The organism is Cupriavidus sp. CuC1, assembly GCF_044627735.1.
Taxonomy (GTDB): domain Bacteria; phylum Pseudomonadota; class Gammaproteobacteria; order Burkholderiales; family Burkholderiaceae; genus Cupriavidus; species Cupriavidus ulmosensis.
In genome coordinates this window covers 1-23,073 of sequence record NZ_JBIUHC010000093.1, presented here as the reverse complement: position 1 = coordinate 23,073, position 23,073 = coordinate 1, and the positions used below count along the sequence as shown (strand labels likewise).

Sequence of the window (23,073 nt, the reverse complement as noted above, 5' to 3'; positions counted from 1 at the left end):
GCACGGTTCGGATTTCCGTGCGAGCGGGGCGGTAGGGTGTTCGGATTTCCGAACGGGTGGCGGGGCTAAAAGCGGAGCTGGCACCCGTACGGGCGCCAGCGTGTGATGCAAGAGGCAAGTCTCGATTGGCGCGTGCTGCCGCCAGCCGCTCGCCCCAGATGACTTAAGCGTTGCCCACCGGCTGGATTGGGCAACTCTCCAGGAACAGTTCCAGCGGCATCGGCCGCCCGATCACATAACCCTGGGCATAGTCCACGCCGATCGAGCGCAAGGCCTGCAGCGTTTCCTCGTCCTCCACGGACTCGGCCACGGTCAGCATGCCCAGGCGATGGCCGATATCGTTGATCGAGCTGACGATCTCGCGGTCCACCGCGTTGCCGGCCAGGTGGCGGATAAAGCTCCCGTCGATCTTGAGATAGTCCACCGGGAACTGCTTGAGATAGGAGAACGACGACAAGCCGGCCCCGAAATCGTCCAGCGCCACGGTGCAGCCAGCGCTGCGCATTTCGATCACCAGGCGATTGGCCGCCGCCATGTTGTTGATCAGCGCGGTCTCGGTGATCTCCAGCTGGATGCGGCTGGCGGGCAGCACGGACTCGTGCAGCTCGGCGTGCAGGAACGGCAGCAGGAACGGCTCGCCCAGCGAATTGGCCGACAAGTTGATGGCGACCGTGAGATCGGGCACCGCGGTCAGGCGCGCGCCGAATTCGTGCAGCACATGGTGGATCACCCAGCGGTCCACGTGGCCCATCAGGTCATAGCGCTCGGCGGCGGGGATGAACGCGCCCGGCATCACCAGCTTGCCTTGCTCATCGACCATGCGCACCAGGATCTCGATATGGCGGCCGGCCTGGTTGTGCTCCTGCAGCGCGCGGATCTCCTGGGCGAACAGGCGGAAGCGGTTCGCGTCCAGCGCCGAGTGGATGCCGGCGGCAACCTGCAGCTCCTGGTGGTGGCGCTGGGCGTCGCTTTCGTCGCGCCGGTACACCGAGACGCGGCTGCGCCCGGCCGCCTTGGCGGCGTAGCAGGCTACGTCGGCGCGGCTCATCAGCTCGCCCATCGGCGGCGTTTCGTGGTCGATGGCGGTAATGCCGATGCTCGCGCCCACATCGTAGACCCGCCCTTCCCATGGGAAGCGCTGGCCGCGGATGGCATCGATGATCTTCTGGCATACGCGCTCGGCCTGGTCCACCGTGCAGTCCTTGAGCAGCAGCGCGAATTCGTCGCCGCCCAGGCGGGCGAGCAGGTCGTCAGGCCGCACGTGGTAGCGGATCACGTGGCCGAGCTCGCGCAGCAGTACGTCGCCCGCGGCATGCCCGGCCGTGTCGTTGACGATCTTGAACCGGTCCAGGTCGATGAAGCACAGCGCGTGATGCTGCTGCTGCAGGCGCGCGGCCTCGCAGGCCTCGCGCAACCGCTTCTCGAACCAGATGCGGTTGGGCAGGCCGGTGAGCGCATCGTGCGAGGCCGAGTGGGCCAGCTCGCGCTGGAGCGCGCGGGCGCTGGTGATGTCCTGGAACACCAGCACCGCACCGATGACCTCGCCGCTGGCCGTGCGCACCGGCGCGGCGGAGTCCTGCACGTCATGGCGGTCGCCGGTCAGGCTTTGCAGCACCGCGCCGTCCTGGAGGTAGACCGGGCGCAAGGTCAGCAGGCACTGTTCCACCGGGCTGGGGATCGGCGCGTTGGTATGCTCGTCGACGATGCGGAAGATGGATTCGAGCGGCTGGCCGGCGGCCGCCTGCATGGTCCAGCCGGTGAGCTGCTCGGCGATCGGGTTCATGAAGGTCACGCCCATGGTGGCGTCGGTGCAGATCACCGCGTCGCCGATGGAGCGCAGCGTGATGTGCAGGCGTTCCTTCTCCTCGAACAGCGCCTCTGTCAGGCGGCGCTGCTCGGTGATGTCCCAGTTGGTGCCGATCATGGACACCGCGGTGTCATCGTCCTGGCGCAGCACCATCGCCATGGCGCGGATGTGGCGCACCTCGCCGCCGGGGCGCTGGATGCGGTATTCGGTGTCGAAGGCGCGCATGCCGCGCACCGCCTCGCGCATCTCGGTGCTTGCCTGCTCGACATCCTCGGGATGCACCATGGCCGTCCAGCGCTTGATGTCCGGCGCGCCCAGGGCAGGATCGACGCCGTGCAGCGCGTGCATGCGCGCGTCCCACTCGATCGCGCCGCTGGCAATGTCCCACTCCCAGATACCCACGCCGCCGGCCTCAACAGCCAGCTGGGTCCGGCGCGACAGCGCCTCGAGCTTGTCCAGCGCGGTCTTGCGCTCGTCGATGTCCTCCACCTGGGAGATGAAATGCAGCGGCTTGCCCGTGTTCTCGTCGCGCACCAGGGAGACGGCCAGCAAGGTCCAGCGATAGCTGCCGTCCTTGTGGCGGAAGCGCTTTTCTATCCGGTACGACTCGATCTCGCCGGCCAGCAGGCGCTCGACCTGGTGCAGGTCGGGGGCGAGATCGTCCGGGTGGGTGATGGCCGGAAAGGGCAGCTCCGCCAGCTCGGCGGCATCAAAGCCGAACAGGTCGCAGATGGCGCGGTTGACCTGCAGCCAGTTGCCGTCCAGCCCCACCAGCGCCATGCCGATGGCCGAGTGCTCCATGGCCTGGCGAAAGCGCCGCTCGCTGGCGCGCAGCTCGCTGCGGTCGCGCCGGTTCTGCTCGAGCAGGAAGGCGATGCAGATCGGGAACACCATGATCAGCGCGGTCGACAACTGCACCGACTGCAGCAGGAACGGCTCGTTCGCGCCCAGGCCGAGCGCTGCGGTGATCAGCCCCAGCGCCACCGTGCCGCAGATGGCCAGCAGCGTCAGCAGGGCAGTGGCAAAGGGGTTGGTCAGCAGCGCCGCCAGCACCAGCGGCAGCGCCATCACCACGAACGGCTCGTTGCTCTTATATAGCGCCACGCCGCCCACCGCCAGGCTCAGCGAGAGCAGGCCGGCAAAACGGGGCAACTGCGCGCGGCGGAAGGTATCCGCGAAACGCTCGCGCGTGACCGATACCATCAGCGGCAGCAACATGACGATGCCCATCGAGTCCGCCGTCCACCAGGTCCACCAGACCGCGCCAAAGCCGCTGTGGTACGCGGTGCTGATGGCGGCGGCGCCGATGGTGGCGCCCACCGCCGGCCCCAGCGTGCTGGCCGCGCCCAGCGTCAGCGCAAAGCGCGCCAGCGGTCCCGGGCGGGATAGCGTGGCGCCGCTGGTCATGGCGCGCACCAGCCACGCCGAGAAGGCAATCTCGGCGACGTTGCCCAGCGCCAGTGCCAGCGCAATGGCGGGCGTATCGCCCATGGCCGCGTTGGCCGCCACGCCCGCCACCAGCATCCCGGCCAGCTGCCAGGGCGCCTCGCCGCTGCGCTGGTGCAGCAAGATGCCGATGCCGAAAGCATTGGCCAGCCAGAGCATGGCCACGTTGCCCGGGTAGCGCGACACGGCCAGACCGGCCAGGGCCAGCAGGAAGAAGGCAATGGCGCATAGCGACACGCGCTGCCAGCGCGAGCAGGTGATGGGCAAGGGGCGGACATCCAAGTCTGGTGTCATGTGGCGTCAGCCTGAAGCTGCGTTCTCGAAATTGGGGCGATGGGCGGGCGTTGCGGCAAGTTGCACGCGCGGCCCAGCTTAATGGATCAATATAGCGGCGATATGCCGGAAGCACGAGGCGATAAGCCCAGGTCTGCTCCCGCTGTTCAGACTAGCGCCGGACGCCGTTTTGGGGTAGGAGGGCGGGCGGCGGACCGGAACCGGTACCGGCGCCGGCGCCCTGTCGTCCAAGTCCAACAGGCGTTTCGGGCATTGCCCCGCTGAGGAGGGGTATTGGCGCAGCGGCCCTTGGGCGGGTGGTGATGACGCGGCGGCGATTACCTCGCGCGTAATCGCGCGCAGCGCTGCGCGCACCGATGATACGGACAGCTTCGTCACTCACCTCAAGGAGAAGACCATGTCTGAATCGGATCGCACCGCCGCCCCCGCCAACCTCGCCGCCACCGATCTTGCCGCCCTGGCGGATCGCTATCTCGCGGCCTGGAACGAAACCGACGCGGCTCGTCGCCGCGCGCTGATCGTCAGCACCTGGACCGAGTCCGCCAGCTACGTCGATCCGCTCATGCGCGGCGACGGCCACGCCGGGATCGACGCCATGATCGCCGCCGTCCAGGCGCGCTTTCCGGGTTTGCGCTTTTCGCGCGCGACGCCGGTCGACGCGCATGGCGGCAACCTGCGCTTTACCTGGGAGCTGGCGCCCGCGGGCGCGGCTGCCGTGGTGGTCGGCACCGACTTCGCGACCGTGGCGGCAGACGGCCGGCTGCAAAGCATGACAGGCTTTATCGACCGCGCGCCGCAAGGCATGGCCTGAGGTCGCCCGGGTGCCGGGGCGGCCGCTCACTTGCCCGTCCGGGCGCGGCGCGCGGTGAAGCGCGCGGCCACGTGCCTGCCGGTGGCCATGGCCGGCACCTCCACCCAGCGATGCAGCAGCATGGCAAGGCCAAGCGCCAGCGCGGCGTCGATGGCGAAGCGCGCCAGCTGCAAGCCCATTTGCCCGGGCGCCAGCTCCGGCATCATTCGCTTGACCGCTTCGATCACCATCGGATGCGTCAGGTAGAGCGCGTACGACAGCTCGCCCAGCCACACCAGCGCTCGCGGCACGCGCAGCACGCCGGCATGCTCGGCCGCCACCGCGCCGAACAGCAGCACGCCAGCCGGCAAGCCGCGCCCGGCCAGGCTGAACTCAGGCTCCACCAGCCACAGCGAGGCGGCGAAGCTGCCCACGCCGGCCACGAGCAAGGCCATCGCCACGCCGCGCGTGAGCCGTTGGCGCGTGCGCGCATAGAGCCAGGCCAGCGCGCAGCCGAGCGCGAACTCCAGCACCAGCGGATTGGCAATCATCGACACCCACGCCGATGCGAACGGGTAGACGTGCGTCGGATCCGGGTTCACCGCGCCGAAGCGCCACCAGGGCAGCACCAGCGTGGTGCCTGCCAGCGCCGCCGCCACCACCAGCAGCGCGCGCTGCCGCGCAACCAGCAGGCCGAGCGCGCAGATCGCGTAGAAGGCCATTTCGTAATTGAGCGACCAGCCCACGTACAGCGCCGGGTAGCCGAAGTAAGGCGCCTCCTGCTGCGCGACGGGCAGGAAGGCGAGCGAGCTGGCGAACACCGCGAGGCTGACCGGGTTGAGCGTGAGCGCATGCAGCGCCGACATGACCCAGTACGGCGGCACCAGCCGGAAGACGCGGCGGATCGAGAAGGCCAGCGCCGTCTCGGGCTCGGGGCGCGCCAGCACCGCCACCCACGCGATGATGAATCCGCTGATGACGAAGAACACGTCCACGCCGACATGGCCGCGCTTGATCACGTGTTCGGTGACCCATGCCAGCAGCGGCAACCGCTCGCCGTCCAGGCGCAGCCCGGAGTGGTAGACCAGCACATAGGCGGCGGCCAGCCCGCGCAGCGCCTGGATGCTGTCGAGTGTGGCGGGCGCGGCATATGGCGAGCGGGTAGCGCAAGGGGCGGGCACGAGTCCGGATGCAGGGTGGCTGGCAGTCGATAACAAACAGACCGCCGCGCCGGGCGCGAAGTTCGCCAGCCCGGTGCACGGTACCGCACGCGACTGTCCTTTTTGCACTATGCTCAGAAAGTTTTACGGCGTGCGTACCGCGGCTGGGGCGCGCGCCGCTGACCGGCCGCCGGCGGCGCGGCGCAGCGGATCGAACCGCTGTGCCATGCCGGGGGCGGACCAGGGCAAACAGACCCAAGGAGCTTCCCCCATGACCACGCTAGATATCAACGGCAAGCCGTTGCAGGTAGACGTTGATCCTTCCACGCCCCTGCTGTGGGCGTTACGCGACAGCCTTGGCATGACCGGCACCAAGTTCGGCTGCGGCATGGCCGCATGCGGCGCGTGCACCGTGCATGTGAACGGCCAGGCCACGCGCAGTTGCGTCACGCCGGTCTCGGCGGCGCAAGGCGCGCGCATCACCACTATCGAAGGCGTCACCGGCGACAAGGTTGGCCGCGCGGTGCTCGACGCCTGGATCAAGCACGATGTGGCGCAGTGCGGCTATTGCCAGAACGGCCAGGTGATGAGCGCCGTCGGGCTGTTGCGCAGCAAAAAGCACCCAAGCGATGCCGACATCGACCAGGCCATGGCCGGCAACCTGTGCCGCTGCGGCACCTACCAGCGCATCCGCGCGGCCATCAAGGACGCGGCGCGCGCGCTGGCTTAAGGGGACGACACCATGCGAATCAGATACCTTGAAGCGCTCGCCGGCGGCAATCGCCGGCACGCGGACTCCGGCGGCGTCGCCGCGCTGGACCGCCGCAGTTTTCTCAAGCTGACCGGCTTTGCCGGTGGCGGCCTGGCGCTCGGCATCCTGCCGGCCCAGGCCGCGCTGGCGCAAGAAGGCGCGGCGCCCAAGGCCCCGCCTTCGCCGCCGCAGGCGTTCCTGCTGATCGCCCCGGACAATACCGTCACGGTGGCGGTCAACCGGCTCGAATTCGGCCAGGGCGTGCATACGGCGCTGCCCATGGCGCTGGCAGAAGAGCTCGACGTGGACTGGCGCAACGTGCGCGCCACGCTGGCGCCCGCCGGCGATGCGTACAAGGATCCCGCCTTCGGCATGCAGATCACCGGCGGCTCCACCGCGCTCAACCATTCCTTCCAGCAGTACCGTGAGCTTGGCGCGCGCGCACGTGCCATGCTGGTTTCCGCCGCGGCCACGCAGTGGCAGGTCGATCCGGCGAGCTGCCAGGTGGCGCTGGGCGTGGTCACCTCCGGCAGCCATCGCGCCACCTTTGGCGAACTGGCGCAGGCCGCCATGGCGCTGCCGGTGCCGCAGCAGGTGACGCTGAAAAGCCCGGCGCAGTTCAAGCTCATCGGCAAGCCCACGCGCCGGCTGGATGCGCGCGGCAAGCTGGAGGGGACCACCGCCTTCGGCATCGACGTGCGACTCAAGGACATGGTGGTGGCCGTAGTGGCGCGCCCGCCGCGTTTTGGCGGCAAGGTGAAATCCTTCAACGCCGACAAGGCGCGCGCGATCAAGGGCGTGGCCGACGTGATGCTGGTGCCGGTGGACCGTGGCGGCACCGGCGTGGCAGTGGTGGCCGATAGCTACTGGCCGGCCAAGCAGGCGCGCGATGCGCTGGAGATCGTGTGGGAAGACAGCGGCTCCAGCGTCTCCACCAAGGACCTGTTCGCACAGTACAAGACGCTGGCCGCGCAGCCCGGCACGGTGGCGCTGCAGGCCGACCTGGGCGCCATGTCCGGCGCCGCGCGCACCATCTCGGCGGACTACGAGTTCCCCTACCTGGCGCATGCGCCGATGGAGCCGCTGAACTGCACCTTGCAGGCCGAGGTATCCGGCAAGGCGGTGCAGAGCGTGAAGGTATGGGTGGGCTCGCAGTTCCAGACCGTGGACCAGGCCGCCATCGGGCGCGTGCTCGGGCTGCCGCCGGCCAAGGTCACGCTCAACACCATGATGGCGGGCGGCGGGTTCGGCCGGCGCGCCGTGCCCACCTCCGACTACCTGGTCGAAGCGGCCAACGTGCTGCTGGCCTGGGTCAAGAACGGGCATGACGAACCGCTCAAGGTGATGTGGAGCCGCGAGGACGATATCCGCGGCGGCTACTACCGGCCGCTGCATGTGCACCGCGCGCGCATCGGCATCGATGCGAAGGGGCAGGTGCTCGGCTGGCAGCATACCGTCGTCGGGCAGTCCATCCTCACCGGCACGCCGTTCGAGGCATTCATGGTCAAGGGCGGCGTGGATGCGACCATGGTCGAAGGCCTGGTCGAGAACGACTACGGCTTCCCGCTGCAACTATCGGTGCATCACCCGCAGGTAGCGGTGCCGGTGCTGTGGTGGCGCTCGGTTGGCAACACGCACACCGCCTTCGTCAAGGAAACGCTGGTCGACGAAGTGGCCGTCAATGCCAGGCAGGATCCGGTGGCGTACCGCCTGGCGCGGCTGGACGCGAGCAAGCACGCGCGCCATCGCGCGGCGCTGCAACTGGCGGTGGACAAGTCCGGCTACGGCAAGCGCAAGCTGCCCAAGGGCCAGGCCTGGGGCGTGGCGGTGCATGAGTCGTTCGGCACGGTGGTGGCCTATGTGGTGGAGGTGTCGCTGGTGAAAAACGAGCCACATGTGCATCGCGTGACGGCCGGGGTGCATGCCAACCGCGTGGTCAATCCCATGTCGGCCGAGGCGCAGGTGCAGGGCGCGTGCGTGTTCGGGCTGGCGATGACGCGGCCGGGCTTTGCCATCGAGATCGAGAACGGCGCGGTGAAGAACAGCAACTTCCCCGACTATCCGCCGCCGCGCATTACCGATGCGCCGGTAGTGGACGTGTTCTTCGTGCCCTCCGAGGAGCCGCCCACCGGCCTGGGCGAGCCGGGCGTGCCGGCCATTGCACCGGCGGTGGCCAACGCGCTGTTCAAGCTCACCGGCAAGCGCCAGCGGCAGTTGCCGTTTGTGCTGGCCTGAGCTGGCCTGAGCCCAGGCACCGGGCTCAGGGCGCGCGGTTGTCACCGGCCGCGCGCCAGGCCTGCGTGAAGCGTAGCAGGTCGTCGGCCGAGGCATCGGTGATGGCCGCGTAGCGCATGCCGTCCGACTCCCAGAGCGCCAGTTGATAGCCTTGGCGCGCCTCGATCTGCGGCGGTGCCGGGCTGCGGCCGGGATTGACGGCCGGCTTGCCCTCGGGCGTGTCGGACGAGCGCAATGGCAGTACGAACACATCGATGGGGTGCTGGTTGCGGCGGTAGACCAGCACCGCCACCGGCCGCCCATGCACGTAGTCAAGCCGTCCCCCGGCCAGCGGGAAACCTTGCGGCGCGAGTTCGCGTACCGACGGCGCGTAGTCGATCCGGCCATTGAACCAGGGCTTGACGGTGTGGCGGTCCGACGAGGCGACATCGATCGTGTGCCCCGAGATCAGCGCCCGCACGTGGCTGCTCACCATCTCGCTTTCCACCGTGGGCCCCGGGCCATCGCTCAGCGCGAACTGGACCATGCCGATGCCCAGCGTCGCAACAGTCAGCGCTGCCATGGCGGCATTGGCGGCCGGGCCCCATTCGAAATAGCGCCGCATCCATTGCCACCATGCGCCACCGTTGCCAGCGGGCGCCGCCGCGCCGCCGAAAGCCGCCGCCTGTGGCGCTGGCGCGGCCTGGGCTGCGTCCAGCGCGGCGTTCAGCCGCGCGCGCAGGGCCGGGCCGGCGCGATGGTAGGGCGCATGTGCGCGCAATACGGTGCGCAGTTCGTGCAGGTGCGCGAGCTGCGCGGTGCAGGCCGTGCATTGCGCCAGGTGCCGCTCGAGGCGCAAGGCATCGCCCGCGCCGAGCTCGCCGTCAGCACTGGCCTGCAGCAGCAGGCGGGCGTCATTGCAGTTCATGGCCTGTCTCCCCGGCAGGTTGCGGCGGCGTTGCGTGGATGGCGGTTGCCGCGTCGGCCCGGCCCGTTGCCGGCGCGGCGGATGCGTTGCTTGCCGCGCTGAGGTTGGCGCCGCCATTGGCGCTGGTGCCTCGCGTGCCTTGCGCGCGCAAGGCGAGCACCGCCGTCGCCAGCAGCTTGCGCGCGCGTGCCAGGCGCGACATCACGGTGCCCAGCGGGACCTGGGCGATGACGGCGATATCGCGATAAGGCAGGTCCTCGAGCTCACGCAGCACCAGTACTTCGCGAAAGGCCAGCGGCAGGCGCTCCAGCGCCAGATGCAGCAGCTGGACATCCTCGGCGCGCAACAGCCATTGCTCCGGGCTGTCGCCGTGGCCATCCTGCCAGCCGGGCAGTGGCTCGCCATCGAAATGCGCGTCGTCGTAGCCGGCGCCTTCGGCCTGGCCCGGCTGATGCCGCTTGCGCCAGGCGGTGAACCACGTGTTGCGCACGATCGCCAGCAGCCACGCGCGTGGCTGGTCGCCACGGAAACTGTCAAAAAAGCAGAAAGCCCGCAGGCAGGCTTCCTGCACCACGTCATCCGCCTCCACGGGGTTGCCCGACAGCCAGCGGGCCAGGTTGTAGGCGGCGTCGAGGTGCGGAAGCACCAGATCGTCGAAACGGCGGCGCTGGTCGGCAGCGTTCACATCACTCCTTTGGCTCGGTGCCCGGGTTGGACGCATCGCGCGTGCTTCCCCGTTCATTCCGTCTCTGCCGCGTATACCGGGATTGCATTGAGTTTATTCCCGATTCTCACCCCCACCACGTAAAAAAATATTACCGGAAACGGGAATAAACATGCCTGCGCGCCGGTATGACAGGCAGGTCCACAGCAACCTGGCCGATCCGATCAACCGATGGAGCTCAACATGAAGCGAGCATGGAAGCGACGCGATTTTCTCGGGCTTGCCGCCTGCGCCGGCGGCGCGGTGTTTGTGTCGGCATTGCCCGGATGGGCCGCCGGACGCGACGAAGCGTTCTACTTTGTCCAACTCTCGGACTCGCACTGGGGCTTCCAGGGCCCGCCCAATCCCGACGCGCGCGGCACCTTGCCCAAGGCGGTGGCCGCGGTCAACGCACTGGCGGAGCCGCCGGATTTCCTGATGTTCACCGGCGACCTCACCCACACCACCGATGACCCCGCCGAGCGCCGCCGGCGCATGCGCGAGTTCCAGTCGATCATCGCCGCGCTCAAGGTGCCGGTCGTGCACCTGATGCCGGGCGAGCACGACGCCAGCCTGGACCAGGGCGCCGCCTACCGCGAACTGTTCGGTCCCACGCACTATGTGTTCGACCACAAGGGCGTGCACTTCATCGTGCTGGACAACGTGTCCGATCCTGCCGGACGGGTGGGCGCGGCGCAGCTCGACTGGCTCGCCGCGGATCTTGCGCAGCAGCCGCAGTCGGCGCGCATCGTGGTGTTCACGCACCGTCCGCTGTTCGATCTCTATCCGCAGTGGGACTGGGCCACGCGCGACGGCGCGCAGGTCATCGAGCGGCTGATGCCGCATCCCAACGTGACGGTGTTCTATGGACACATCCATCAGGAGCATCACCACATGACCGGGCATATCGCGCACCACGCGGCGCGCTCGCTGATGTTTCCATTGCCGGCGGCGGGGTCGCAGCCGCAGCGCTTGCCGGTGCCGTGGGATCCGACGCAGCCTTATCGGGGATTGGGCTGGAGGGAAGTGGAGGCGGGCAGGGCGTCGGGGGATTTCGGGATCGAGGAGAAGCCTGTCAATGGTTGAGCAGGTTGTGCTGTGCCGCTTTGAACTCGCTATCAGGAGTTGGTCATGTTAGTCACAGGACGAGAAGGAATCAGCCGCAGGCGGGCGCTGTGCTGCTTGCTGGCGCTGGCGGGCGGGACGCCACTGTTGCACAGCGCGGCCGCCGCGCCGCGGGTGATCAAGGTGCATGCGCGGAAGTTTGTCTTCACGCCGAATCAGATTGCGCTGCGGGTCGGGGAGCCGGTGGTGTTCGAGCTGACCGCGCAGGATGTGATCATGGGGTTTAGCGTGCCGGACCTGGGGATTCGGGCGGATTTGCCGCCCGGCAAGGTGGTTCGGGTTTCGGCCTTGCCGAAGGTGGCTGGGAGCTTTGGGTTTTTGTGCGATATTTTTTGTGGGTCCGGGCATGAGACCATGAATGGGGTGATTGAGGTTAGTTAGGTTGTTGCAACTTCAACTGCAACTGCTTAACGTCAAAGTCAAAAGCAACTGCAGTTTCACCTCCCCTTCGGGGAGGCGACCTACTTTTTTGTCTTGCCAAAAAAGTAGGCAAAAAAGGCGCGCCGGATGGGGCGACACCCCCTCGGGATTCGACGAAAAGAGCGGCCGGGACCCAAACTCGCATCGCCTTAAGGCGATACTCAGACATGGGCCCCTCTTTTCCGCTCTTTTCGTCGAATCCCGAGGCGCCCCATACGGCCTCTGCACACCTTGACGGCTCGCTTCGCATCGCGCTTGGGTGTTCCCCGCCTGGGGGCGGGTCACACGGCTAAGTCGAGGCGTTGGCTATCCGTGCTGGCCTATCCTTCCCGCTGGTTTGCTCCCCTCTCCCGCCTGCGGGAGAGGGGCCGGGGGAGAGGGCGGGCGTTCGCAAGAGCGAGAGATCTCATTGACCGTGGGCCTCAATCCCCCTCCCCAGACGCCAACACCCGCCGACGCTCGCGTTCGGCCTCCGTGCTGCTCACGGGTTCACGTCCCTCCCGCCGAGCCTGCCGCTTCTCCTTGCGCTTCACATACCAATAATGCGCGCGATCGAGATAGAGATAGACCACCGGCGTAGTGAACAGCGTCAGCGCCTGCGACAACACCAGCCCACCCACCATCGCGAAGCCCAAAGGCCGCCGCAGTTCCGAGCCTGCGCCGTGCCCGAGCATCAACGGCAGTCCGGACAACAGCGCGCACATGGTGGTCATCATGATCGGCCGGAAGCGCAGCAGGCACGCCTGGTAGATGGCCTCCTCCGGCTTCATGCCGTGGTCGCGTTCGGCGGTGAGTGCGAAGTCGACCATCATGATCCCATTCTTCTTGACGATGCCGATCAGCAGGATGATGCCGATCAGCGCGATCACGCTGAGGTCGTAGCCGCCGGCCAGCAGGATCAGCAGCGCGCCCACACCGGCGGAGGGCAGGGTGGAGAGGATGGTGAGCGGGTGGATGTAGCTTTCGTACAGCAGCCCCAGCACGATGTACACGGCGACCAGGGCGGCGGCGATCAGGTAGGGCTGGGAGGCAAGCGAGGCGCCGAAGGCCTGGGCCGTGCCCTGGAACGAGCCGGAGAGGGTTTGCGGGCGGCCCATGCCGGACAGCGTGCTGTTGATGGCCTTGACGGCATCGCCGAGCGCCACGCCCTGTGCCAGGTTGAAGGAGATCGTGACGGCGGGGAACTGCCCCTGGTGGCTGATCGACAGATAGGCAGTGCTGTCGGTGTCAATCTTGACGAAGGTGGACAGCGGCACCTGCTCGCCGCTCAGCGGCGAGGTGACGTACAGCTTGCTGAACAGGCGCGGGTCTTCCTGCAGTGCCGGCGTGACCTCCAGGATCACGTGGTAGCTGTTGATCTGCGTGAAGTACTGCGCTACCTGCCGCTGCCCGATCGCGTCGTACAGCGTGGCATCGATCAGGGCCGGTGTGATGCCAAAGCTGGACGCACGAGCGCGGTCGATGGTCAGGCGCGCGGCGGCGGCGGCGTTCTGCTGGTCGGACGCCACGTCTCTCAACTCCGGCAGGGCGCGCAGGCGCTCCAGGATGCGCGGCGCCCACTGGTTGAGCTCGTCCAGGCTGGAGTCCATCAGCGTGTACTGGTATTGCGTGCGCGACAGCCGCCCGCCCACGTTGATGTCCTGCCCGGCCTGCAGGAACAGGTTGGCGCCTTGCACCTGCGCCAGCTTGGGCCGCAACCGCGCGATCACTTCGTCGGCGCTGGCGGTGCGGCCCTGGTCCTTGGGTTTCAGGCTGATGAAGAAGTTGCCGGTGTTGAGTGTGTTCTGCCCTCCGGTCATGCCAACCGCCGCGACATCGGGATCGGCGCGCACGATATCCGCGAGCTGCACCATGCGTGCGTTCATGGACTTGAAGGAAGCGTCCTGCGCCGACTCCGCGATGCCGAACATGAAGCCGGTGTCCTGCTGCGGGAAGAAGCCTTTGGGTATGTAGATGAACAGCGCCACCGTGGTGGCAACCGTGGCGATAAACACGCACAGTGTGAAGAACTGGTGGCGCATCACCACGTCCAGCCCGCGCTTGTAGCCTGCGAGCATGGTGTCGAAGCCATGCTCGAACCAATGGTAGATGCGGCCGTGATGATGGCCGCGCGGCGGGGTCAGGAAGCGCGAGCACAGCATCGGCGTCAGCGTCAGCGAGACCAGCACCGATACCACGATGGTCAGCGTGACAGTCACGGCAAACTCGCGGAAGAGCCGCCCCACGATGCCGCCCATCAGCAGCAGCGGGATGAACACCGCCACCAGCGAGACCGAGATTGACACGATGGTGAAGCTGATTTCGGCGGCGCCCTTGAGCGCGGCGTCTATCGGCGCCATGCCGCCTTCGACGTGGCGATAGATGTTCTCCAGCATCACGATGGCATCATCCACCACGAACCCCACCGCGATGGTGAGCGCCATCAGCGAGAGGTTGTCGCGGCTGTAGCCGAGCAGGTACATGCCGCCTGCGGTGCCCATTAGCGCCAGCGGTACGGTGACGCTCGGGATGACCGTGGCGGCCACGTTGCGCAGGAACACGAAGATGATCATCACCACCAGCGCGATGGTGAGCACCAGCGTGAACTCCACGTCGGCCACCGAGGCACGGATGGTCTGGGTGCGGTCGGCCAGCGTGTTGACGTTGATGGTGGGCGGGATCGCGGCCTGCAGGCGCGGCAGCGCGGCGCGGATGCGGTCCACCGTCTCGATCACGTTGGCGCCTGGCTGCTTGGTGATGGCCAGGATGATGGCGCGCCCGTTGTGGAAGGTGTTGTCCGCCGGCGCGGCGGCGCCGGCAAAGCCCCAGCCCGCCAGCTTGGCGTTCTCGGGCCCGTCTACCGCCACGCCGACATCGCGCACGCGCACCGGCGCGCGGTTGCGGTAGGCCAGCACCATGTCGTTCCACGCCGCCGCCTTGGTGACCTGGTCGTTGGTGTAGACGTTGAAGGCCTTGGTGGCGCCATCGGTGCTGCCGGTGGGCTGGTTGACCGTGGTGGCGGCAATCACGCCGCGCAGGTCTTCCAGGCTCATGCCCATGGCCGAGAGCTTCTCGGGATCCACCTGGATGCGCACCGAAGGCTTCTGCTGACCACCGATGAAGACCAGCCCCACGCCGGAAATCTGCGAGATCTGCTGCGCCAGCACGTTGTCGGCGAAGTCGTTGATTTCGGTCAGCGGCAGGGTGTCGGACTGCACCGCCAGGACCAGGATCGGCGAGTCGGCGGGATTGATCTTGCGGAATGTCGGCGGCGTGGGCAGGTTGCTTGGCAACTGGCCGCTGGCGGCGTTGATGGCGGCCTGCACGTCCACGGCGGCGGCGTCGATGCTGCGGTTGAGGTCGAACTGTAGCGTGATCTGGGCGTTGCCCTGCGCGCTGGTCGATGTCATCTGGGTGAGCCCGCTGATCAGCGAGAACTGGCGCTCCAGCGGCTGGGCCACGTTCGACGCCATGGTCTCCGGGCTGGCGCCGGGCAAGTTCGCCGACACCTGGATTGTGGGGAAATCCACCTGCGGCAGCGGCGCGATGGGCAGCAGCGGCCACGCGGCCACGCCGACCAGCAGCACCGCCAGCGCCAGCAGCAAGGTGCCGATCGGGCGCTTGATGAAGATCGCGGAAATGCTCATGGCCGTGCGTTCCCGGCGACGTTTGCGGGCCCGCCGGCGGCAGGCGCGGAGGCGGGCGCGGCACCGGCTACCGCTACGGTGGTGGCTGCGGTCGTCTCGTTCACGCGGGTGCCGGGCTTGAGCTTGTACTGCCCGTCCACCACGACCCGCTCGTCAGGCGCCAGCCCCTTGGTCACGATGGCCTTGGCGTCCTGCGTTTCCGCCACCTCGATCGGGCGGGACGCCACGGTATGGTCCGCCTGCACCACATAGACATAGGTGCCGGTCTGGCCGCGTTGCACGGCGGCGGCAGGGATGGTCAGCGCCTGGTCGCGCTCGCCGAGCACCAGCCGCGCATTGACGTACTGGCCGGGCCACAGCGTGTGCGACGGATTGGGAAAGCGCCCTTTCAGCTGGATGGTGCCGGAGGTCGTGTCGATGGTGTTGTTGAGCAGAACCAGCTTGCCCTGTCCCAGCAACTGGCCGGTGGCGCGCTCGCTGGCTTGCACCGCGAGCGGCGTGCCGCTGGCCTGCATGGCGCGGTTGATGCGCTGGAATTCGCCATCGGGCAGCGTGAACACCACGTCGATCGGGTCGATCTGGCGGATCACCACCAGGCCGTTGGCGTCGGCGGCATGGACGATATTGCCCGGGTCCACCAGGCGCGCACCCACGCGTCCCGACAGCGGCGCGGTGATGGTGGTGTAGTCGAGCTGCACACGGGCGACGTTGACCAGTGCTTCGTCGGTCTTCACCGCGGCGGCCAGCTGTGCCACCTGCGCGCGCTGGGTATCCAGCGTCTGCTGCGTGGTGGCGTTCTCCTTGATGAGGCCCTCGTAGCGCTGCAGGTCAAGACGCGCATTGGCTAGCTGCGCTTCGTCGCGCGACTTTTGCGCCATGGCTTGCTGCAACTGCGCCTGGAACGTGCGCGGGTCGATCTGCGCCAGCAGCTGCCCGGCCTTCACGTCCTGGCCTTCGACAAAGCCGACGCGGTCGAGCTGGCCGTCCACGCGTGGCTTGACCGTCACCGTGGCCATCGCCTGCACCGTGCCGACACCGGCCAGGCCGATCGGCACGTCCTCGCGCTTGACCTGCGCGCTGGTCACGGAGACCGCCGGCGCCGGCGGCGCTGCCCGGCGCGGCGCCACCATGCGCTTGAGCGGGCCGACGGCGAACCACACCACGGCTGCCAGCACGAGCACGGCCAGGCCGATCAGGACGGGATTGCGACGGGAGGACTGGGTCGCCATGGATTGCCTTGAAGGTGGTCTGTCGATGTGGATCAGGGGGCCAGGGGATCAGGGTTGGGCCAGCGCATCGCTTTGCCAGCCGCCGCCGATCGCCTTGACCAGCGCCACGCTGGCTGCAAGCTCCCGGCCTCGCAACTGGATAGCGGTCCGTTCGTTAGACAAGGAAAGGGCCTGTGCCGTTACCACCGAGAGGTAGGAAGCGGTGCCGGCGCGGTATTGCGCCAGGCTCACGCGCTCCGCCACGCGGGCGGCTTCCACCGCGTGGTCCTGCACCACCACTTCCTGGTCGAGCACGCGCAGCGCCGAGAGGTTGTCTTCCACCTCCTGCATGCCGCTGAGCACGGTTTGCCGGTACGCCGCGACGGCCCCGTCGTAGGCCGCCACGGCCTGGTCGTTCTGCGCGTTGCGCAGCCCACCGTCGAAGATGGTGCCGGCCAGCGCCGCGCCCAGCGACCACACCCGGCCGGGCGGTCCGAACCAGTTGGCCAGGCTGCCGCTGCTGGCGCCGCCCACAGCGGAGAGCACCAGCGACGGAAAGTACGCGGCGCGCGCCACGCCGATATTGGCATTGGCCGCCGCCATGCGGCGCTCGGCCGCCGAGATGTCGGGGCGGCGCTCAAGCAGCGCCGAGGGCAGTCCCGGGGGCACCGCCAGCGGGCGCATCGAAAACGGCTCGGGCGTGAGCGTGAACTCGGCCGGGGCGCGCCCCAACAGCACGGCGATGGCGTGTTCCAGCTGGTTGCGCTGCACGTCCAGATCAATCGCCTGCGCTTGCGCCGCGTTCAGCGTCACCTGGGCCAGCGCCACGTCGCCAGAGGTGGCCACGCCGGCGCGGAACTGGCTCTGGGTCAGCTTGAGCGATTCTTCATACGCGGCCAGGGTGCGGGCATACAGTGCCTTGAGCACATCGGTGACGCGCAGCTGGATATAGTCCTGCACCAGTTCGCCCTGGATCGTCAGCCGCGCGGCCGCGAGGTCGGCGGCGCTAGCCTGGGAGTTGTCGCGGGCGGCCTCTATGCTGCGCCGCACCTGGCCCCACAGGTCGATCTCCCAGCTGGCATCGAGGTTGGCCGAATGGGTGTTGGACACGGTCTGGATGCCCAGCGCGTTGGTCCGCGCGCGCCCCACGGCCACGCCTGCGCCGAGCGTGGGATACAAGCCGGCCCGCGCCGCCTGCGCCAGCGCGCGGGACTGCCGGTACTGGGCCTCGGCCTGGCGCAGGCTCTGGTTGGCTGCGTTGGCTTGCCCCACCAGCTCATTCAGCCGGGCATCGTCGAACCCCGCCCACCAGGCCTGGGTCAGGTCCACCGCGCGGGGCTCGGCGACCTTCCATTGGTGATCGTCCGGCACGGCCTCGCGATACGCGGCAGGGGTCTCCACCGGGGGCCGCCGATAGTCCGGCCCGACCGCGCAGCCGCCCATCCAGGCAGACGCCAGGGCGATGCAAAACAGGCGCGGCGAAAGCAAACGCGCGGCGTTCATGAATGCAAGGGGCAAGCGATGGTCATGACGGACTTTCGTGAGGCGATGCCGTTGTTTGTCGTTTCCTGCTTGGGCTGGCGGATTGGTTTTCCCGCGCATGCCACCGCCGGTGCGGCGCAGCGCAGCGCTGGCTGGTCTTATGGCAAGCATAGTGCGGCGCGCGCAGGTGTGAAACGCGCTGCGCATTACCGGATATTTCACTCGCTTACGCCGATGCGCCGGGCGGCGCCACAGCCGCGCAATCAAGTGAGGCGTGAAATACATCCACGGTTGCGGCACGCGGCGGGCGCGCGCGCCTGTTACGGGATCTTGCAGCGGGTGGGTGCCGGATTGTGCGGTGCGGCAAAAAACGAGCGCGCGCCAGCGCCGGCAAGGACGCCTGTGGCCGCGCTTGCGGCCACGGGCGGGCCACCGCAGCCTGTTGTAATCTTGTGTAAATGTGCGCCAGCGAGCCCCGGCGGGTTGCATTTGCTGAGCCTGCCGCGTAGAAAGTAGGTGTCAGGCGGTCACGGCGGGAGGGCTGCGGCAATCCGAACGGCCGGCCGACGCATATAACTACATGACATCTGGACGACGAGCGGGAAGGCGTGGCCATGGAGACCGATCAAGAAAGCACACTGACGTATGCGCTGCTGACAGTGCCAGCGCGTGCCGCCATCTGCCGCGCGCTGCTGGAAGCGGGCGAAGCCGGCATGCCGGCGTTCGACCTGGCCGGCGTCGCCGGGCTGAGCCTGCCGCGCGCCAGCCACCATTTCAATGAACTCATGCAGGCCGATGTGCTGACCCTGGTCGTGCGCGACCGGCAGGTGATCTATGTGCTCAAGGCCCGCCGCGCGGTGAGCCTGGCGCTGGAGTATCTCGACAGCAGCGGGTTGTAGGCCGGCGGGGCAGCCGGCACGGCTGGCGGCCCCGGCGCTGTTAATATATGCGCCCGCGCGCCAAGGGCCTCCTTTTGTCCAGGTGGCCCTTTTCGTTTTGACGTTTCCTTTGACGTTTCCCCAGCACGAAATCTCCCACCCATGTCAGCCCTGGAACGTTTGTTTGTCGCCCTCGAAGAGCAGGGCTGGGCCGTGTCCGACGACCTCATCGACACCACGCTGGCGGCGCGGCTGCATGCCGAGAGCCGCGCGGCGTGGGAGGCCGGCCTGTTCCACCCGGCCCGCATCGGGCGGGGCGAGGCCACCGCGCGCGACGCGGGCATTCGCGGCGATTCGATCCTGTGGCTCGACGATGCCCCCGCCGGCGCGGCCAGCGCGGATTTCCAGGCCTGGGCGGCGGGTTTGCGCGAGGCCTTGAACGAGCGGTACTTCCTGGGCTTGAAGCGCGAGGAATTCCACTTCTCGCACTATCCGGTCGGCACCGCCTACAAGAAGCACGTGGACCAGCACCGCGCGACCCTGCATCGCAAGATTTCGCTGGTGCTCTATCTCAATCCCGAATGGAGCGAGCGCGATGGCGGCGAGCTCGCCCTCTACGCGCAGGACGACGGCGCCACCGAGCTGCACCGCGTGCTGCCGCAGCGCGCGCGGCTGGTGGTGTTTCGCAGCGACCTGGTCCCGCATGAGGTATTGCCCTGCCACAAGACCCGCTGGGCACTCACCGGCTGGTTCCGCACCGATCCGGCCTGAGCGGCACAAGCAGCATCAGCAGCATCAGCAGCATAACCGGGGCAAAGGCATGAGCACACGACCGCAGCCGCACGAAGCTGACGCCGCCGCCGCTGGACAGTTTTCGGCCGAGCTCGAAGCACTGCTCCGGTCGCATGCCATGCGCAGGCAACTGGTCAAGGGCGAGGTGCTGTTTACCTACGGCTCCAACCCGGACGCGCTCTTCTGCGTCGAGCGCGGCGCCATCAAGGTCAGCAGCACGGCGCAGAACGGGCGCGAGGCAGTGGTCAGCCTGCTGGAAGCCGGGCAGTGGTTCGGCGAGGTCTCGCTCTTCATCGACGCGCATCGCGTGTACGACACGCGTGCCGCCGAGGCCAGCGAGCTGCTGGTGATTCCCGCCGCCACCTTCCATGCGCTCATCGCGCGCGAGCCACGTTGGCTGATGGAGTTCACACAACTGATCTGCCGGCGCTATCGCAGCGCACTGGAGTGGATCGATGAGGTGATCCTGATGCCGTTCCCGGTGCGGCTGGCGCGGCGACTGCTTGCCGTCGAGCATGCGCATGCGCTGTCCACCCACGGCACGCCAGGCGTGCGGAAATCCGGCGCCCCCGCCGCGCTGAAGCTCTCCCAGGAAGACCTGGGCCATATGCTCGGCGTGTCCCGCCAGAGCGTCAACCGGCAGCTCAAGGACTGGGAGAAGCAGGGCGTGCTGCGCCTGGAATACGGGCGCCTGACGCTATCCGACAAGGCGGCGCTGCAGGCCATCGCCAGCGGGTCCGCGCCGGGCATCTAGCGTGGGACGTTGCGCTTCGTCGCAAGAATGAAATAACCGGCGGCTAAGATCCTGACGGGGCCGGTGGACACTTTTCCCTTCGCGGGGATGGCAGGTTTTTTGACGAAATCCGTGTCTGCCCGGCCCCGTCCCGATTGACGGCCATGGCTGTTCCCTCCCTTTCGCACCGCTTGCGAAAATCAACGATATAAACGGTATATACTGTTTTTATACCAATGCGATCAAAACAGGAGGATGCATGGCAACGGTCTTGAATGGGCGCACGCGTGCGCCCGCGCCCACCGCGGCGCAGAAAAAGGCGGCCGCCGTGGTGAAGCGGCCGGTCACGCGCGCAAGGAAGACGCACACGGCAGTGAAGGCAGCCAAGGTTGAAACGGTCAAGACCGTGGTTGCCGCACCGAAGGCCGAGAAAGCCGAGAAGGTTGAGAAGGTTGAGAAGGTTGAGAAGGTTGAGAAGGCACAGAAGCCCGCCAAGGCCAAGGTCGTGCGCGACAGCTTCACCATGCCGGAGTGGGACTATGCCAAGCTGGCGGAGCTCAAACGGCGCTGCCTGAACGGCGGCGCGCACGTGAAGAAGAGCGAGTTGCTGCGGGCCGGGCTCAAGATGCTGGAGTCGCTGCCGGAGCGGCAATTGCTGGCCGTCGTGGCCCAGGTCGAGACCGTCAAGACGGGCCGGCCGGCCAAGCGCAAGGCGCGCGACGGGGCTTCCGGGCAGTAAGGCTGCGGTACACATTGCATGGCACCTGGATGCATTCCGTCCACGTGCGCAGTGTTTTTGCCGGGTTTCATGAATAGTTGATGACAGCCTCAACCATCTGCCGATTCGGTCGTTAAGATAGGTAAGGCTTATCAATCCTGGAGCCGGACCGGCCGGGCGCTGCCTCGCCGGTCCTTCGCCTTTCAGAACCTTCACCATTTCTTGCCGGCGCCATCGTCATCCGCAGAATGAGTCTCTTCAGGCCGTCTTTCTGGTGCCCGTTTTCCGTGTTCGCCGTCGTCACGGTGCCCCTGGCCGAGCCACCGCGGGAACGGCCTCCGGGCGATGTTTCGGCGCAAGCCGAATCGAACCCGGACGCGCGGCGAGACCTCCTCACGGCGCCCACGCTCCCTGACCGCTAGCCGGGCATTGTTGCGTTTTGCGACCGTAGTTTCGCTGCACTGCAAGGCGACTCATCGCCAGCTATAAATCTGGCAAGGATGCGAAAAGCGCCTATAATTATGTTGCATTGCATCAATTTTGCGCGCTGCCATCCGGTAGCACCGGATCGCGTCCGCGCCCCCGATCAAGTTACCCAGCTATCCAGACGAGGTCAGTCGATGTTGCCGTGTGAGCGATGCAAGCGCCAGGCCGGCAGGCCAGGACACCTGCCGCCGCACGAGGACCTGGAGGCTGCGCGCGCCAATGCGGTGGCCCAGGACGGCGCCCCCTTTGTCTACCGTTGCCGCCAGTGCGGCTTTACGATGGTGCTGCGCAGCCCCAGCCTGGAAGTGCCCGACTACTGGGCCCTGGAAGACCAGGCGTCCTCCACCTGAAGTTGACGGGATGCCGGCCCGCTCCCCGGCGCGCCCGCTATTGTTCCCGCCACACCGCCGTGCCATCATCGCGCAGCCGCCTGCGAGTTGCGTGGCCGCGCTGAGCCCGACACCTGCCAAACTAACGTCAGCACATTCCCCGCATGGATTGGAGCGATATCAAGGTCTTCCTGGCGATCGCCCGGGCCGGCACCCTGGGCGGCGCCGCGCGCGCGATCGGGCAGACCCAGCCAACCATGGGCCGCCGGCTGAAGGCGCTGGAGGATGCCGTCGGCCATGTCTTGTTCCAGCGCACCAGCGACGGCTACGTGCTGACCGATGAAGGCGCCGCCGTGCTCGCCCACGCGGAGCGCATCGAGGAGGAGGCGATCGCCTTCGAGCGCCAGCTCGGCGGCCAGGCGCGGGAACTGGACGGCATGCTGCGGATCTCGTCGTCCGACTGGTTTGGCGTGCACATGCTGACGCCGGTGATCGCGGACTTTATCCGCGCGCATCCGCGCGTCGCGGTGGAACTGGTCACCGATGCGCGCTTGCTCAGCCTGGCGCGCCGCGAGGCCGACCTGGTGTTTCGCATCCGCGCGTTCGACGAGGCCGATATCGTGCAGCGCAAGCTGATGCACATGGACTACGCACTCTACTCGGCGCCCGGCGTGGCGCCGCCGCGCGCTGGCGACGGCGCGGGCCGTGCCCTGCTGACGCTGGACGCGGGTTTCGCGGGCTTGCCGGATGTGGCCTGGATGCGCAAGCTGCTGCCCAACGCCCGGGTGGCATTCGGCAGCAACAGCCGCGAGGCGCAGGCCAAGCTGTGCGCGGCCGGCGCGGGGCTGGCCGTCCTGCCCTGCGTGCTGGCCGAGCGCCTCGGCGGGCTGCAGGCCATCGACATGGGCGAGGCGCCGCCCGGGCGCGATGTCTGGGTGGGCTATCACCGCGACCTGCGCCGCCTGGGGCGGCTGCGCGCCTTTTTGGATGCAACCATCGAGCGCCTGGGCAGCGAAGTCAGTGTCCCGTTCCGCTGATTCGTTCGCAAAGTCTGTTGAGCTTGGAGCAGGAATTGTGGGTTGGGGGAAGTGTGCGATGTGTATGGTTTGTGGCCCGCTGACGCGGGTTTTGGCGCTTGCTGGGCGGGGTTTTGATGCTTCTAGCTGCTGATGCAGAATAGCGT

Annotated in this window: 18 protein-coding genes; 11 read left to right on the top strand and 7 right to left on the bottom strand. The window is 67.7% G+C overall.

Annotation, left to right across the window (positions count from 1 at the left end; translation table 11 throughout):
• Window positions 1–163 precede the first annotated feature (163 nt).
• Window positions 164–3,547, bottom strand: a complete 3,384-nt coding sequence (locus ACGLHR_RS32270; RefSeq protein WP_400098843.1) for a diguanylate cyclase — start codon at window positions 3,545–3,547, stop codon at window positions 164–166.
• Window positions 3,548–3,944: 397 nt separating this feature from the next.
• Between ACGLHR_RS32270 and ACGLHR_RS32265 the strand changes: the two genes are divergently transcribed.
• A complete protein-coding gene (locus ACGLHR_RS32265; protein ID WP_318235184.1) occupies window positions 3,945–4,358 on the top strand; it encodes a nuclear transport factor 2 family protein in 414 nt (137 codons plus the stop codon).
• A gap of 26 nt (window positions 4,359–4,384) precedes the next feature.
• Here the strand turns inward: ACGLHR_RS32265 and ACGLHR_RS32260 are convergent, their stop codons facing one another.
• Window positions 4,385–5,518: an acyltransferase family protein gene (locus ACGLHR_RS32260; protein WP_400098841.1), complete on the bottom strand. Its 1,134-nt coding sequence runs from the start codon at window positions 5,516–5,518 to the stop codon at window positions 4,385–4,387.
• Between the two features lie 250 nt (window positions 5,519–5,768).
• On the opposite strand from ACGLHR_RS32260, the gene ACGLHR_RS32255 reads away from it, so the two are divergent.
• Together ACGLHR_RS32255 and ACGLHR_RS32250 are read left to right on the top strand one after the other, a co-directional pair.
• Window positions 5,769–6,227, top strand: a complete 459-nt coding sequence (locus ACGLHR_RS32255; RefSeq protein WP_150988428.1) for a (2Fe-2S)-binding protein — start codon at window positions 5,769–5,771, stop codon at window positions 6,225–6,227.
• Between the two features lie 12 nt (window positions 6,228–6,239).
• Window positions 6,240–8,483, top strand: coding sequence for a molybdopterin cofactor-binding domain-containing protein (locus ACGLHR_RS32250; RefSeq protein WP_400098839.1), 2,244 nt, complete (start codon window positions 6,240–6,242; stop codon window positions 8,481–8,483).
• 25 nt (window positions 8,484–8,508) lie between these two features.
• Here the strand turns inward: ACGLHR_RS32250 and ACGLHR_RS32245 are convergent, their stop codons facing one another.
• Window positions 8,509–9,390 carry an anti-sigma factor family protein gene (locus ACGLHR_RS32245; protein ID WP_400098837.1) on the bottom strand — a complete coding sequence of 294 codons (882 nt, stop codon included), beginning with the start codon at window positions 9,388–9,390 and terminating at the stop codon, window positions 8,509–8,511.
• Window positions 9,377–10,111 carry an RNA polymerase sigma factor gene (locus ACGLHR_RS32240; RefSeq protein ID WP_400098862.1) on the bottom strand — a complete coding sequence of 245 codons (735 nt, stop codon included), beginning with the start codon at window positions 10,109–10,111 and terminating at the stop codon, window positions 9,377–9,379. Before ACGLHR_RS32240 ends, ACGLHR_RS32245 begins: the two co-directional genes overlap by 14 nt.
• A gap of 186 nt (window positions 10,112–10,297) precedes the next feature.
• Between ACGLHR_RS32240 and ACGLHR_RS32235 the strand changes: the two genes are divergently transcribed.
• Both ACGLHR_RS32235 and ACGLHR_RS32230 read left to right on the top strand, forming a co-directional pair.
• Entirely contained in the window at window positions 10,298–11,179 is an 882-nt protein-coding gene (locus ACGLHR_RS32235; RefSeq protein ID WP_400098835.1) for a metallophosphoesterase family protein, read from the top strand.
• Between the two features lie 45 nt (window positions 11,180–11,224).
• The gene (locus ACGLHR_RS32230) at window positions 11,225–11,599 is read left to right on the top strand and encodes a cupredoxin domain-containing protein (RefSeq protein WP_267605750.1); all 375 of its coding nucleotides are present in this window, start codon (window positions 11,225–11,227) and stop codon (window positions 11,597–11,599) included.
• 461 nt (window positions 11,600–12,060) lie between these two features.
• On the opposite strand, the gene ACGLHR_RS32225 is transcribed toward ACGLHR_RS32230, so the two are convergent.
• The 3 genes from ACGLHR_RS32225 to ACGLHR_RS32215 are packed head-to-tail and all read right to left on the bottom strand — an operon-like array spanning window position 12,061 to window position 17,990.
• Window positions 12,061–15,264: an efflux RND transporter permease subunit gene (locus ACGLHR_RS32225; protein ID WP_400098833.1), complete on the bottom strand. Its 3,204-nt coding sequence runs from the start codon at window positions 15,262–15,264 to the stop codon at window positions 12,061–12,063.
• On the bottom strand, window positions 15,261–16,493 hold the full coding sequence (locus tag ACGLHR_RS32220; protein ID WP_400098831.1) for an efflux RND transporter periplasmic adaptor subunit: 1,233 nt from the start codon (window positions 16,491–16,493) through the stop codon (window positions 15,261–15,263). The genes ACGLHR_RS32225 and ACGLHR_RS32220 overlap by 4 nt, the downstream gene beginning before the upstream one ends.
• 48 nt (window positions 16,494–16,541) lie before the next feature.
• Window positions 16,542–17,990 (bottom strand): efflux transporter outer membrane subunit, encoded by a 1,449-nt coding sequence (locus ACGLHR_RS32215; protein WP_400098829.1) that lies wholly within the window; start codon window positions 17,988–17,990, stop codon window positions 16,542–16,544.
• A 578-nt stretch (window positions 17,991–18,568) separates the two neighbouring features.
• Here ACGLHR_RS32215 and ACGLHR_RS32210 point away from each other — a divergent pair.
• From ACGLHR_RS32210 to ACGLHR_RS32185, 6 genes are all read left to right on the top strand, one after another.
• Window positions 18,569–18,853 carry a winged helix-turn-helix domain-containing protein gene (locus ACGLHR_RS32210; RefSeq protein WP_318238330.1) on the top strand — a complete coding sequence of 95 codons (285 nt, stop codon included), beginning with the start codon at window positions 18,569–18,571 and terminating at the stop codon, window positions 18,851–18,853.
• 141 nt (window positions 18,854–18,994) lie between these two features.
• Window positions 18,995–19,603, top strand: coding sequence for a 2OG-Fe(II) oxygenase (locus ACGLHR_RS32205; protein WP_400098827.1), 609 nt, complete (start codon window positions 18,995–18,997; stop codon window positions 19,601–19,603).
• A 49-nt stretch (window positions 19,604–19,652) separates the two neighbouring features.
• Window positions 19,653–20,378, top strand: a complete 726-nt coding sequence (locus tag ACGLHR_RS32200) for a Crp/Fnr family transcriptional regulator (RefSeq protein WP_400098825.1) — start codon at window positions 19,653–19,655, stop codon at window positions 20,376–20,378.
• A gap of 238 nt (window positions 20,379–20,616) precedes the next feature.
• Window positions 20,617–21,096 (top strand): hypothetical protein, encoded by a 480-nt coding sequence (locus ACGLHR_RS32195; protein WP_400098823.1) that lies wholly within the window; start codon window positions 20,617–20,619, stop codon window positions 21,094–21,096.
• Window positions 21,097–21,695: 599 nt separating this feature from the next.
• Entirely contained in the window at window positions 21,696–21,911 is a 216-nt protein-coding gene (locus ACGLHR_RS32190; RefSeq protein ID WP_400098822.1) for a hypothetical protein, read from the top strand.
• 143 nt (window positions 21,912–22,054) lie between these two features.
• Entirely contained in the window at window positions 22,055–22,927 is an 873-nt protein-coding gene (locus ACGLHR_RS32185) for a LysR family transcriptional regulator (protein ID WP_400098820.1), read from the top strand.
• Window positions 22,928–23,073 lie beyond the last annotated feature (146 nt).

Excerpts from the sequence above, each read along its gene's own strand:
- ACGLHR_RS32230 (WP_267605750.1), top strand. The coding sequence starts at position 11,225 with ATGTTAGTCACAGGACGAGAAGGAATCAGCCGCAGGCGGGCGCTGTGC.
- ACGLHR_RS32265 (WP_318235184.1), top strand. The coding sequence starts at position 3,945 with ATGTCTGAATCGGATCGCACCGCCGCCCCCGCCAACCTCGCCGCCACC.
- ACGLHR_RS32270 (WP_400098843.1), bottom strand. The coding sequence starts at position 3,547 with ATGACACCAGACTTGGATGTCCGCCCCTTGCCCATCACCTGCTCGCGC.
- ACGLHR_RS32200 (WP_400098825.1), top strand. The coding sequence starts at position 19,653 with ATGAGCACACGACCGCAGCCGCACGAAGCTGACGCCGCCGCCGCTGGA.
- ACGLHR_RS32250 (WP_400098839.1), top strand. The coding sequence starts at position 6,240 with ATGCGAATCAGATACCTTGAAGCGCTCGCCGGCGGCAATCGCCGGCAC.
- ACGLHR_RS32240 (WP_400098862.1), bottom strand. The coding sequence starts at position 10,111 with ATGCGTCCAACCCGGGCACCGAGCCAAAGGAGTGATGTGAACGCTGCC.
- ACGLHR_RS32205 (WP_400098827.1), top strand. The coding sequence starts at position 18,995 with ATGTCAGCCCTGGAACGTTTGTTTGTCGCCCTCGAAGAGCAGGGCTGG.
- ACGLHR_RS32210 (WP_318238330.1), top strand. The coding sequence starts at position 18,569 with ATGGAGACCGATCAAGAAAGCACACTGACGTATGCGCTGCTGACAGTG.
- ACGLHR_RS32235 (WP_400098835.1), top strand. The coding sequence starts at position 10,298 with ATGAAGCGAGCATGGAAGCGACGCGATTTTCTCGGGCTTGCCGCCTGC.
- ACGLHR_RS32225 (WP_400098833.1), bottom strand. The coding sequence starts at position 15,264 with ATGAGCATTTCCGCGATCTTCATCAAGCGCCCGATCGGCACCTTGCTG.
- ACGLHR_RS32195 (WP_400098823.1), top strand. The coding sequence starts at position 20,617 with ATGGCAACGGTCTTGAATGGGCGCACGCGTGCGCCCGCGCCCACCGCG.
- ACGLHR_RS32190 (WP_400098822.1), top strand. The coding sequence starts at position 21,696 with ATGTTGCCGTGTGAGCGATGCAAGCGCCAGGCCGGCAGGCCAGGACAC.
- ACGLHR_RS32220 (WP_400098831.1), bottom strand. The coding sequence starts at position 16,493 with ATGGCGACCCAGTCCTCCCGTCGCAATCCCGTCCTGATCGGCCTGGCC.
- ACGLHR_RS32245 (WP_400098837.1), bottom strand. The coding sequence starts at position 9,390 with ATGAACTGCAATGACGCCCGCCTGCTGCTGCAGGCCAGTGCTGACGGC.
- ACGLHR_RS32255 (WP_150988428.1), top strand. The coding sequence starts at position 5,769 with ATGACCACGCTAGATATCAACGGCAAGCCGTTGCAGGTAGACGTTGAT.
- ACGLHR_RS32185 (WP_400098820.1), top strand. The coding sequence starts at position 22,055 with ATGGATTGGAGCGATATCAAGGTCTTCCTGGCGATCGCCCGGGCCGGC.